General features: G+C 63.1%; 12 protein-coding genes and 1 riboswitch. Of the genes, 11 read left to right on the top strand and 1 reads right to left on the bottom strand.

Annotation, left to right across the window (positions count from 1 at the left end):
• Positions 1–75 precede the first annotated feature (75 nt).
• From KPG66_RS12260 to KPG66_RS12210, 11 genes are all read left to right on the top strand, one after another.
• Entirely contained in the window at positions 76–534 is a 459-nt protein-coding gene (locus tag KPG66_RS12260) for a CidA/LrgA family protein (protein ID WP_370645092.1), read from the top strand.
• A gap of 11 nt (positions 535–545) precedes the next feature.
• Positions 546–1,268 carry an LrgB family protein gene (locus tag KPG66_RS12255; RefSeq protein WP_013436543.1) on the top strand — a complete coding sequence of 241 codons (723 nt, stop codon included), beginning with the start codon at positions 546–548 and terminating at the stop codon, positions 1,266–1,268.
• A gap of 32 nt (positions 1,269–1,300) precedes the next feature.
• Positions 1,301–1,415, top strand: a riboswitch (S-adenosyl-L-homocysteine riboswitch).
• Between the two features lie 29 nt (positions 1,416–1,444).
• Positions 1,445–2,866: an adenosylhomocysteinase gene (gene ahcY, locus KPG66_RS12250; protein ID WP_041753915.1), complete on the top strand. Its 1,422-nt coding sequence runs from the start codon at positions 1,445–1,447 to the stop codon at positions 2,864–2,866.
• A 76-nt stretch (positions 2,867–2,942) separates the two neighbouring features.
• Positions 2,943–3,308: a phage holin family protein gene (locus KPG66_RS12245; RefSeq protein ID WP_013436541.1), complete on the top strand. Its 366-nt coding sequence runs from the start codon at positions 2,943–2,945 to the stop codon at positions 3,306–3,308.
• Positions 3,309–3,349: 41 nt separating this feature from the next.
• Complete coding sequence (gene metF, locus KPG66_RS12240) at positions 3,350–4,180, top strand: methylenetetrahydrofolate reductase [NAD(P)H] (RefSeq protein ID WP_237071007.1); 831 nt, start codon at positions 3,350–3,352, stop codon at positions 4,178–4,180.
• Positions 4,181–4,322: 142 nt separating this feature from the next.
• Positions 4,323–5,966, top strand: a complete 1,644-nt coding sequence (locus KPG66_RS12235) for an ABC transporter substrate-binding protein (RefSeq protein ID WP_237071006.1) — start codon at positions 4,323–4,325, stop codon at positions 5,964–5,966.
• Between the two features lie 128 nt (positions 5,967–6,094).
• A complete protein-coding gene (locus tag KPG66_RS12230) occupies positions 6,095–7,105 on the top strand; it encodes an ABC transporter permease subunit (protein ID WP_013436538.1) in 1,011 nt (336 codons plus the stop codon).
• Positions 7,106–7,107: 2 nt separating this feature from the next.
• A complete protein-coding gene (locus tag KPG66_RS12225; protein WP_013436537.1) occupies positions 7,108–8,037 on the top strand; it encodes an ABC transporter permease subunit in 930 nt (309 codons plus the stop codon).
• Positions 8,034–9,203, top strand: a complete 1,170-nt coding sequence (locus tag KPG66_RS12220; RefSeq protein WP_237071005.1) for an ABC transporter ATP-binding protein — start codon at positions 8,034–8,036, stop codon at positions 9,201–9,203. The genes KPG66_RS12225 and KPG66_RS12220 overlap by 4 nt, the downstream gene beginning before the upstream one ends.
• Positions 9,200–10,207 (top strand): peptide ABC transporter ATP-binding protein, encoded by a 1,008-nt coding sequence (locus tag KPG66_RS12215; RefSeq protein ID WP_013436535.1) that lies wholly within the window; start codon positions 9,200–9,202, stop codon positions 10,205–10,207. Before KPG66_RS12220 ends, KPG66_RS12215 begins: the two co-directional genes overlap by 4 nt.
• Positions 10,200–11,309 carry a TraB/GumN family protein gene (locus KPG66_RS12210; protein ID WP_237071004.1) on the top strand — a complete coding sequence of 370 codons (1,110 nt, stop codon included), beginning with the start codon at positions 10,200–10,202 and terminating at the stop codon, positions 11,307–11,309. Before KPG66_RS12215 ends, KPG66_RS12210 begins: the two co-directional genes overlap by 8 nt.
• A 145-nt stretch (positions 11,310–11,454) precedes the next feature.
• Here the strand turns inward: KPG66_RS12210 and pcp are convergent, their stop codons facing one another.
• Positions 11,455–12,114, bottom strand: coding sequence for a pyroglutamyl-peptidase I (gene pcp, locus KPG66_RS12205; protein ID WP_041754574.1), 660 nt, complete (start codon positions 12,112–12,114; stop codon positions 11,455–11,457).
• Between the last annotated feature and the right edge of the window lie 203 nt (positions 12,115–12,317).

Below are 12,317 nucleotides of genomic sequence, written 5' to 3'. Positions count from 1 at the left end.
CTTATACTCTTTTTGCATGAATAGGGGCCGCTGCCGTCGCGCGACGGGCGGCCCATCGCATCCACGGAGTGCATGATGAACGCCAATTCCTCGTACGCCAATCCTGTTATGTCGTCGGCGGGCCGGGTGGCGCGTGCGCTCGAAAGAGGTGCGATCGTAGCGGCACAAAGCACGCTGCTGGCGCTGCTCTGGATCGCCGCCGATGCGCTAGCACAGGGGATGCGCTTGCCGATGAACGGCGGCGTGCTGGGGCTTGGCCTGCTGCTCGTCCTGCTGTTCTCCGGCCGCATAGCGCCACGCTGGGTCAAGGCCGGCGCGGACTGGCTGCTGTCCGAGATGCTGTTGTTCTTCATTCCGGCCGCGGTTGCCGCCGTCCAGTACGGTGACGTGCTCAAGGCGCAAGGTTGGCGTCTCGCGCTGGTGGTCGTGGGCGGCACGCTGCTGGCGATGGTGGCGGTTGCGGTCGCGGTCGAGCAGACTGCGAAGTTCGAGCGGCGTCTCGCGCTGCGGCGCGCACGCGCGCATGCCGTGTAGTCGGGAACATCATGCCATCGTTGCCCGCGCTGATTGCATCGGAGCGTGCCGCGTCGTGGATCGCGGCGGCGTGCTTCGCGCTGACCATCGTGCTGTACATCGGTTCGAAGGCGCTTTATGCCCGTTTTCGCTGGCCTTGGCTGACGCCGTTACTTGTCGTGCCGGTTGCGCTCGGTGCGATCGTGTTGCTCGCGCGCATCCCGTACCCTGTTTATTTCCGCGATACTCGCTGGCTGATGTGGCTGCTAGGCCCGGCCACGGTTGCGTTCGCGGTGCCGATCTATGAGTATCGACAGTTGATCCGGCGCCATTGGCTGTCGTTGTCGGTCGGTGTTGCCGTGGGTGTGCTGTCCGGCGCCGCCGGTTCGCTCGCGTTGGCGCGGTGGTTGCATTTGTCCGCCGACCTGCAGCACAGCCTGCTCACGCGTTCGGTGTCCACGCCGTTCGCGTTGGCGGTGTCCGACCGGCTGCATGCGCCGCGCGATCTGACTGCGTTGTTCGTGATCGCGACAGGCGTGGTCGGCATGCTGGTCGGCGAACTGGTGCTGGCGATCCTGCCGCTCAGAAGCCGGTTGGCGCGCGGCGCACTGCTCGGCGCCGCGGCGCACGGGGCTGGAACCGCCAAAGCGCGCGAGCTGGGCAGTCAGGAGGGCGTCGTTGCCAGCCTGACGATGATGATCTGTGGTGTGGTGATGGTGTTGTTGGCCCCGCTGCTGGCCGTCTGGCTCAATTGAGCGATATCCGTTGTTTTGCTACAATCACGGTTCGTTTCGAGGAGCGTTGCGACGGCTGACGGCCGCCAGGCTCGAAACGCTTCGATCGGCGGTGCCGTTTTGCGCGTTCAACGCTTGCGGTCGTCGTCACAACGGCGCTCACGTCTTTTATTTCTTTTGACAGAAAAGGAGGCGTGATGAACGCCGCAGTTTACGAAAAAAGCCCATCCCAGGATTATGTCGTCGCCGACCCGTCGCTCGCCGCGTGGGGCCGCAAGGAACTGAACATTGCCGAGACCGAAATGCCGGGCTTGGTGCAGATGCGCGACGAGTACCGGGCCGAGCAGCCGCTGAAGGGCGCTCGCATCGCCGGCTCGCTGCACATGACGATTCAGACCGGCGTGCTGATTGAGACGTTGAAAGCGCTGGGCGCCGACGTGCGTTGGGCCTCGTGCAACGTCTTCTCGACGCAGGATCACGCAGCGGCGGCGATCGCCGAAACCGGCACGCCGGTGTTTGCGTACAAGGGCGAATCGCTCGACGAATACTGGGCGTTCACGCACCGGATCTTCGAATGGCCGAATGGCCAGTTCGCCAACATGATCCTCGATGACGGCGGCGACGCCACACTGCTGCTGATCCTTGGCGCGAAGGCCGAGCAGGACCGCTCGGTGATCTCCAAGCCGCTCAACGAGGAAGAGGTCGCGTTGTACAACGCGATTGCTCGTCGTCTTGACGTGGACCCGCGCTGGTACTCGACGCGCCTCGCGCACATTCGCGGGGTGACCGAGGAAACTACGACCGGCGTGCATCGGTTGTACCAGATGGAGCGCGAGGGCCGGCTGCCGTTCCCGGCCATCAACGTGAACGATTCGGTGACCAAGTCCAAGTTTGACAACCTGTACGGTTGCCGCGAGTCGCTGGTGGACGGCATCAAGCGTGCCACGGACGTGATGATCGCCGGCAAGATTGCCGTGGTGGCTGGCTACGGTGACGTCGGCAAGGGTTGCGCACAATCGCTGCGCGGGCTCGGCGCGACCGTGTGGGTGACTGAGATCGATCCAATCTGCGCGTTGCAGGCGGCGATGGAAGGCTATCGCGTCGTCACGATGGAGTACGCGGCGGACAAGGCCGACATCTTCGTGACGGCTACCGGCAACTATCATGTGATCAACCACGACCACATGAAGGCGATGCGCCACAACGCGATCGTGTGCAATATCGGCCACTTCGATTCCGAAATCGAGGTAGCGTCCACGCGCCAGTACCAGTGGGAAAATATCAAGCCGCAAGTGGACCACATCATCTTCCCGGATGGTAAGCGGGTGATTTTGCTGGCCGAGGGGCGGCTCGTGAACCTGGGGTGCGCGACCGGCCACCCATCGTTCGTGATGTCCAATTCGTTCACGAATCAGACGCTCGCGCAGATCGAGTTGTTCACGCGCGGCGACCAGTATCAAAACAAGGTCTACGTGCTGCCTAAGCACTTGGATGAAAAGGTCGCGCGACTGCATCTGGCGCGCATCGGCGCGACACTGACCGAGCTTAGCGACGCGCAGGCACGGTATATTGGCGTGGACAAGCACGGTCCGTTCAAGCCGGACCATTACCGTTACTAACCGCGGCTGCACGCGCGCTGGGGCACGATCGACAACGTGCCCCAGCGCACATCGGCCGCATCACAGGGAGCCCGCGATGACTGTATTGCTGACCTGGTTGATTAATGCGCTTGCGCTGTTGATCATCACGTATATTGTGCCGTCGATTCAAATCAAGAGCTTCGGTACCGCGTTGATCGTCGCGCTCGTGCTCGGGTTAATCAACGCGATTATCCGGCCGCTTCTGATCTTATTCACGCTGCCGCTGACGGTGCTTACGCTGGGGGTGTTCATCCTGGTGATTAATGCGTTGTGCTTCTGGTTGGGTGCAACGCTGCTCAAGGGGTTCGAGGTCTCCGGCTTTTGGTCGGCATTCTTTGGCTCGATCCTGTACAGCATCGTGTCGTATCTGCTGAGCGCGCTGATCCTTGGTCAGCGCTTTACCGTCGAGCGCTGGTACTGACGCACGCCGGCGGCGGCACGCCTCTCTTTCCAATACACCCTATGTCCCTGCCCGAAATCTCGTTTGAGTTCTTTCCGCCGAAGACGGCGGAAGGGATCGACAAATTGCGCGCAACGCGTGCGCAGCTGGCGCCACTCAAGCCTAAGTTCATGTCGGTGACGTTTGGCGCCGGCGGCTCGACGCAGCAGGGCACGCTCGATACCGTGCTCGAAATGGTGGGTGAGGGCTTCGAGGCCGCGCCGCACCTGTCGTGCATCGGCGCGTCGAAGGAGAGCTTGCGCGGCATTCTGGCACTGTACCGCGCGCACGGCATCCGGCACATCGTCGCGCTGCGCGGTGACCTGCCCTCCGGCATGGGGGAGGTCGGCGAACTGCGCTATGCGTGCGACCTGGTTGCGTTCGTGCGCGCCGAGCACGGCGACTGGTTTCATATCGAAGTGGCCGCGTATCCCGAATACCACCCGCAGGCGAGGTCGCCGCGCGCGGATCTGGAGAATTTCGCACGCAAGGTGAAGGCGGGCGCAAACTCGGCGATTACACAGTACTTCTATAATGCGGACGCCTATTTCCGCTTCGTCGACGACGTGCGCAAGCTCGGTGTCGACGTGCCGATCGTGCCCGGCATCATGCCGATCACGAACTATGCGCAACTGATGCGCTTTTCCGAAATGTGCGGCGCAGAGGTCCCGAAGTGGATTGCGTGGCGACTGGAGAACTTTGGTGACGACCGTGATGCCATTCGGGCATTTGGGCTGGATGTCGTGACCGCGATGTGCGAGCGGCTGGTCGTGAACGGCGCGCCGGGATTGCATTTCTACACGCTGAACGGCGCGGCGGCCAGCAAGGCGATTTGCGAGCGTCTGCGCGTCTGAGCGCCATCGCAATGACGGCGTGGCGCACGTCGGCCGTTGTGAATTTGTCGAACGTATGTTTTTTTTCCGTCTTGCCGGTTTGGCGAAATCCAGTACACTCGCGCCTACACCGGAGATCCCGGGACGACAATTCGGAGCAAGCATGCCACATAACCGTCCGTTATCCGAAACCTATCGCGCGACCTACCATGCCGTGCTCGCCGTGGTGACCACGCTGGCGCTGGGCGGAGCCGGACTCGCGCAAGCCGCGTCGCTGCCCAACAAGACGTTGATTTATTGCTCCGAGGGCAGCCCCGCGGGCTTCGATCCAGCGCAGTACACCACCGGCACCGACTTCACCGCCAACACGTTTACCGTCTTCAATCGTCTGGTCGAGTTCGAGCGTGGTGGCACAAAAATCGAGCCTGGCCTGGCTGAAAAGTGGGATGTGTCGCCGGATGGTCTGCACTACACCTTCCATTTGCGTCATGGTGTGAAGTTTCACTCAAATGACATCTTCAAGCCGACGCGTGATTTCAATGCCGACGACGTGCTGTTCACGTTCCATCGGATGCTCGACCCGACTCTGCCGTTCAACAAGGCGTACAGGGTCCAGTTCCCGTACTTCACTGACTTGGGGCTGGACAAGCTGATCGCAAAGGTTGAAAAGATCGATCCGTATACCGTGCGCTTCACGCTGAAGGAGGTCAACGCGCCGTTCCTGCAAAATCTGGCGATGGAGTTCGCATCGATCCAGTCGGCCGAATACGCGGACGTGCTGCTCAAGGCCAATCGCGCGCCGGACTTGAACCAGAAGCCGATCGGCACCGGACCGTTTATTTTCAAACGCTACACCAAGGATGCGACGATCCGTTTCGACGGCAATCCCGATTACTGGAAGCCGGGCGCGGTTAAGGTCGGCAAGCTGATCTTTTCAATCACCGTCGATCCGGGGGTGCGGATCCAGAAGCTCAAGCGCGGCGAATGCCAGATTACAGTCTATCCGCGGCCGGCCGACATCGAGTCGCTCAATCGTGACCCGAATGTGCAATTGCCGTCCAAGCCGGGATTCAATCTCGGCTATCTGGCGTACAACGTCGAGCACAAGCCGTTTGACAACGCGCAAGTGCGCCGTGCGCTGGACATGGCGATCAACAAGAAGGCCATCATCGAATCGGTGTACCAGGGCGCGGGCCAGCTCGCGACCAACCCGATGCCGCCGACGCAATGGTCGTACGACGCATCGATCAAGGCGTTGCCGTATGATCCGCAGCAAGCCAAGGCGTTGTTGCGCAAGGCGGGCGTCAAGGAAGGCACTGAGGTGACGTTGTGGGCTATGCCGGTGCAACGCTCGTACAACCCGAATGGCAAGCTGATGGCCGAGATGATCCAGGCCGACTGGGCCAAGGTTGGCGTGAAGGCGAAGATCGTCACGTATGAATGGGGCGAGTACATCAAGCGCGCTCATGCGGGCGAGCACGACGCGATGCTGATTGGCTGGACCGGCGATAATGGCGATCCCGACAACTGGCTCGGCACGCTGCTCGGCTGTGACGCGGTCAATGGCAACAACTTTGACAGATGGTGCTACAAGCCCTTCGACGATCGGGTCGTCAAGGGCCGCGAAACCACCGATCAGGCGCAGCGCACGAAGCTGTACATCGAGGCGCAGAAGATCTTCGCCAAAGAGCTGCCGTTCTCGCCGCTCGCGCATTCGACGACGTACCAGCCGATTGCGAAAAGCGTCGTCGACTTCAAGATCGACCCGCTGGGTTACACCCGCTTTGACGGCGTGAGCTTGAAGTAAGCGTTTCGACATCGTCCTGCGTTACGCTGGCGGCCACACGCTGCTTAAGCGTTGAGCACGGACCGCGGCGGCCCGGGCGCGAGCCCGCGCCGCCGCTCACGCACTGGCACCCACAAACGGGAGTTTTCATGATCCGTTTTGTCTTGCGCCGCCTGGGGATGGTCATACCGACGTTCATCGGCATCACCATTCTCGCGTTCGCGCTGATTCATTTGATACCCGGCGATCCCATCGAAGTAATGATGGGTGAGCGCGGCGTCGATCCGCAGATGCATGCCGAGGCGCTGCATCGCCTGGGGCTCGATGAGCCGCTGCCGTGGCAGTATCTGCACTATGTGGGCCGCGCACTGCAGGGCGACCTTGGCACATCGTTGATCACCAATACTAGCGTGATGGACGAGTTTCTCGCGCGCTTTCCAGCGACGCTGGAGCTGTCGGTCTGCGCGATGGCGTTTGCGCTGCTGCTCGGCCTGCCGGCGGGCGTTGCCGCGGCGCTCAGGCGCGGCTCGTGGCTCGATCACACGGTGATGGGGACCGCGCTGACCGGCTATTCGATGCCGATCTTCTGGTGGGGGTTGCTGCTGATCATGCTGTTCTCGGTCACGCTCGGCTGGACGCCGGTGTCCGGGCGCATCGCGGTGGAATATGACATTCCGTATACGACCGGCTTCATGCTGATTGATTCGCTGCTGTCCACCGATGAGGGCGCGTTCCAGTCCGCCGTGTCGCACCTGATCCTGCCAGCGGTGGTGTTGGGCACGATTCCGCTGGCGGTGGTCGCGCGGATGACGCGCTCGTCAATGCTCGAGGTGCTGCGCGAGGACTATATCCGTACTGCGCGCGCCAAGGGCTTGTCGCCGGCGCGGGTCGTCCTCGTGCATGCGCTGCGCAACGCATTGATTCCCGTTGTCACGGTGATCGGGCTGCAGGTCGGTACGTTGCTTGCAGGCGCCGTGTTGACCGAGACCCTGTTTTCTTGGCCTGGAATCGGCAAGTGGCTAATCGACGCAATCTCGCGCCGCGACTACCCGATCGTGCAAGGCGGCATCCTGCTGATCGCGACGCTGGTCATCCTGGTCAACCTGCTCGTCGATGTGCTGTACGGCGTGCTTAATCCGCGCATTCGCCACACGAGGTAACGATGGCAGACTTGCCAACCCAACCCCTGTCCTCGCAGCAGGCGGTGACGCCGCCGCCGTCCGGGCGCGTGCTGGCGGCGCGCGAATTCTGGGCCCAGTTCTCGCGCAACCGTGGCGCCGTCGGCGCGCTCGTGGTGGTCGCGATATTGGTCGTGGTCGCGCTGTTCGCGCCGCTGCTGGCGCCGCATAGCCCGATCGAGCAGTACCGGGAGTGCGTCAAGTTGCCGCCGGCGTGGCTCGCTGGCGGCAACTGGCAGTTCGTGCTGGGCACTGACGAAGCTGGGCGCGACATCCTGTCACGGCTGATGTACGGCGCGCGGCTGTCATTCTTCATCGGCCTGGTGTCGGTCGTCTTGGCGCTGGTACCGGGCATCGTACTGGGTCTGGCCGCCGCATTCTTCCCGCGTTGGGGCGACGCGCCGATCATGCGGCTGATGGATGTGCTGCTCGCGCTGCCGTCGTTGTTGCTTGCGGTGGCGGTCGTGGCTGTGATCGGTCCCGGACTGACCAACACGATGCTGGCCATTGCGATCGTCTCGCTGCCCGCCTATGTGCGGCTCACGCGCGCGTGCGCGCTCGGTGAGCTGCAAAGGGAGTATGTGACCGCCTCGCGCGTGGCGGGCGCTGGCACGCTGCGCCTGATGTTCTCGCAAGTGTTGCCCAACTGTACCGCGCCGTTGATTGTGCAGGCTACGCTGGGCTTCTCGACCGCGATCCTCGATGCCGCCGCGCTCGGCTTTCTCGGCCTGGGCGTGCAGCCGCCGTCAGCTGAATGGGGCGCGATGCTGGCCTCCGCGCGCGACTACATCGACAACGCGTGGTGGATCGTCACGATGCCGGGCTTGTCGATTCTGGTCACCGTGCTGGTCATCAATCTGCTCGGCGACGGGTTGCGCGATGCACTCGATCCAAAATTGAAGAGACTGTCATGAGTTCGAATTCGAATGCATCGTGCGATGCAGGCACGCCGTTGCTGACGATCCGCAATCTGCATGTCGACTTCGACGGACTGGCCGCGGTCGATCGCGTGAATCTGTCGGTGGCCGCCGGCGAGGTGCTTGGCATTGTCGGCGAATCCGGTTCGGGCAAGAGTGTCACGTCGATGGCCTTGATGGGGCTGATCGACCCGCCGGGGCGTGTCCGCGCCGACGAGCTGCGTTTTGACGGCGTTGATCTGTTGCGCGCGTCGCCGGCTAAGCGCCGGCGCATCATCGGCAAGGACATCGCGATGGTGTTTCAGGATGCGCTCACGAGTTTAAATCCAAGCTATACGGTCGGCTACCAGATCAAGGAAGTGCTGCGCTTGCACGAAGGGTTGCGCGGCGCGGCCCTGGAGCGCCGCGCGCTGGACTTGCTCGAGCAGGTTGGCATCCCGGACGCAAGGAACCGCATCAACGCGTTTCCCCACCAGATGTCGGGCGGGATGAACCAGCGCGTGATGATTGCCATGGCTGTGGCGTGCAACCCGAAGCTGCTGATCGCCGACGAGCCGACCACTGCGCTGGATGTGACGATCCAGGCGCAGATCATGGATCTGCTGGTGCGGCTGCAGAAGGAGCGGGGTATGGCGCTCGTGCTGATCTCTCACGACCTGGCCGTAGTATCCGAGGTCGCGCAGCGGGTCGCAGTGATGTATGCGGGTGAGATCATCGAAATGAATCGCGTGCCGGATATTTTTTCGGCGCCGCACCATCCGTACACGGAGGCGCTGCTGGCGGCCATCCCGGAGCACAACCGCGGCGCGCGGCGGCTCGCGGCGCTCTCCGGCATGGTACCTGGCCGCGGCGATCGCCCCAGTGGCTGCCTGTTCGCGCCGCGCTGCAAGTATGTGGTCGACGATTGTGGGAAGGGGCGGCCCGCGCTCGTGCAACTCGATGCGCAGGATGACGCGATGCGCGCCCGATGCATCCGTGTGCTGAATGTGGAAAAGGTCGCGGCGCCGATATTCGATGCGGGGCGCATCGCGCTGGCCGGTGCGACGCCGGGAGACGACGCCGACGAGGGCGTCGTGGCGTCGGCCGTGCCGTCCGCCTGCGACGTGGCCGATCGGCATGATCCGCACGGGCGCGGCGTGCATGAGAACGGAGGTGACCGATGAGCGCGGTGGCGCATGCCCGCGACACGGCGATGGCCGAGGATGCCGTGCTGGTTGCGGACCGACTAACTAAGCACTACGAGGTGCGCCGCGGCATGTTCGGCACGGCCACCGTGAAGGCGCTCAACGGCGTGTCGTTTGCGCTCGCCCGTGGCCGCACGCTGGCGGTCGTCGGCGAGTCGGGATGTGGTAAGTCAACGCTTGCGCGGCAATTGACGATGGTCGAGAGCCCGACGTCCGGCCGCCTGTTGATCGATGGTGCCGATGTGGCGACCGCCACGCGTGAACAGCTAGCCGCGTTGCGCAAACGCATCCAGATGGTGTTCCAGAACCCGTTTGCGTCGTTGAACCCGCGCAAGACGGTCGAGCAGACGCTGGGCGAGCCGCTTGCGATTAATACCGAGATGAGCGCCGGTGAGCGAGCATCGCGCATCGCCGAGATGATGCGCACGGTCGGCCTGCGGCCCGAGCACGCGAAGCGGTATCCGCACATGTTCTCCGGCGGGCAGCGGCAGCGCGTGGCGATTGCGCGCGCGATGATCCTGACGCCGCGCATCGTCGTGGCCGACGAGCCGGTGTCGGCGCTGGACGTGTCGATCCAGGCGCAGATCTTGAATTTGTTCATGGATCTGCAGGATAAGTTCGGCACCAGCTACGTGTTCATATCGCACAACCTCGCGGTGGTCGAGCACGTCGCCGACGACGTGATGGTGATGTACTTCGGCGGCATCGCGGAACGGGGGAACAAAGCAACAATCTTCGCGCGGCCGCGGCATCCGTACACGCGCGCGTTGATGTCAGCCACACCGGCTATTTCCGAATCCGAACGTCGCATCAAGATCAAGCTGGAGGGGGAGCTGCCGTCGCCGTTGAACCCCCCTCGCGGCTGCACGTTCCATCAGCGCTGTCCGTATCGGATCGAGCGGTGCGTGGCCGAGGAGCCGAGGTTGCGCGACGTCGATGGCCGCCAAGTGGCCTGCCATCGTGCGGAGGAAATGGATGCTTGAGTGGCGGCGTGGCCACCGCGCGCGACGCAATACCGGTCTGGCCAAGCGGCTCGCGTGGCAGCTCGCCTTCGGATTATTGGCCGGTATCGCATCATCCGCGCACGCGTTTTCCGGCGCGTCCATGATGCAGGCCCCGCTGGGGCCGCCAACCGTGTCGATACCTGCCGGCCAGACCGACGCAGCCACGCCGCCGCGCCAGCACGGTCAGCCGGTGCCGCAAGCCGACGACGGATCGGCACCTAGCGAGCCCAGCACCGCCCAGGCGAGGGTGCCGCGGCCTGCGCACATGCCGTTCTATGTCGCGACCAAAGGCGCCCTGACACTGTACCTGTTCGGCACGCTGCACGTTGGCGACCCGGCTGACTATCCCGCCGAGCAGCCGTTCCGGCAACCGATCATTGACGCGTTGCGCACGGCGTCGCGCGTGGCGTTCGAGCTTTCGCCCGACGATCTGGTGGTGTCGCAGGACGATGTGACGCGCTATGGCATGTGCTCGTATGCGTGTCTGCCACGGTTGCTACCGGCCGATATGTGGGCGAAGATCGTGCGTCGCATGCGAGGCAATCCAGCCGGGCTTGCGGCAATCCGCAAGACACGCCCATGGTTGGCGGCGATGCTGATTGAGACCTACGACTCGTTGTCGGCCGGGTTGCAAGCCGAATACGGCTCCGAGCCACAGCTCGAAAACCTGTACGTGGGACGTATCGTCGGTCTCGAGACGCGCGATGAGCAAATCGCCGCCTTTACCGGACTGACGCTCGCCGAGCAACGCGAAATGCTCGCGCAGGACTTGCGGCAGACGCCGACCGACAACGTGTCCGACGTGCGCATCCTGCATGCGCTATGGCGTGCTGGTGATGCCGATGCGATGGCAAACTGGCAGGCACGGCAATCGGCGAAACTGGCGCGCTCGCCGACGTTGTCGCGGCGCATTGACGATCGGATCGTGTACCAGCGCAGCGAGCGCTTCGTTGCGCGTATGCTGCTGCTTGCCGAGCCCGACAGGCCGATTTTCGTCGCGATCGGCGCACTGCATCTTGGCGGGCCGAAGGGCGTGCTCGCGCTATTGCGAGATCGCGGCTTTGACGTCGTGCCGCGCTGACACGTATGCCGGGCTGCTCGCGTCGCCATCATGGCGCTGGCCGCGAAGCGGCAGGATCGTGCGGATGTAGTCGAGCTGTGCCAGGGCGGCAGGCTAATACGAATGCGGCCGGGTTGTGCCGAGGTGGCAGGCCAGCGTAGGCAGCTTAGTGCAACGCGCCACCCGTTTCCGGCAAATCCATGTGGACTGACAAGGCAGTCTGCACGATGACCTTCAACCCTTCAATGACGGACGCGGTCGACAGGCTGGGCTGGCCTGGGTGGCGCGCGGCCTGTCGCGGTGTATAGGGTATATGTACGAAGCCACCGCGCAATTGCGGTGCGCGTGTCGCGATGTAGTGCGACAGGATGTAGAAGAGGTGGTTGCACGTGAAGGTGCCAGCCGTTTGCGACACCGACGCAGGGATGCCGGCCTCGCGCAGCGCATGGACGAGCGCCTTGATCGGCAGCGTGGAGAAGTAAGCCGCCGGCCCGTCGGCGACGATCGGAGCGTCGATTGGCTGGTAACCGTCGTTGTCCGGAATGCGTGCATCGTCCACGTTAATGGCGACGCGCTCGACGGACAAGTCCGGACGCCCGCCGGCTTGGCCAACACAGATTGCCAGCGACGGACGCGTTGCATTGAGCGCGTCTAGCAGCGCCTGGTCGAGCGTGTGAAAGCGCACTGGCATCATCCGCGCGTGTACGATGGTGTCGCCAATCGGGGTCGCAATCCGTGCGCCGTCGAGTGCGCTCACGGCCTCCCACGATGGATTGATGAGTTCATTCTCAAATGGCTCAAAACCGGTTAGCAGTACGGTGTGCATCGTACGGTTTTCCTGGATGAAGTGATTCTCGATGGTGACGTAGGAAGGCGGCGCACAGCCAAAACGATATGATGCCCGGCGGCATGGGTAAAAGCCATTCAATTCGCATAACGGCGTCGTGCGCGCGGAAGCGTTTCACTTCGGATTAAAAGCGTAAATGATAATTGTTATCGTTAATATGGGTTGCGTTCATTGTTTGATCG

Origin of the sequence: Mycetohabitans sp. B2 (assembly GCF_021733735.1) — a bacterium.
GTDB lineage: Bacteria > Pseudomonadota > Gammaproteobacteria > Burkholderiales > Burkholderiaceae > Mycetohabitans > Mycetohabitans rhizoxinica.
Note: the sequence above shows the minus strand (reverse complement) of the source record. Positions and strands in the feature narration are given on the sequence as shown.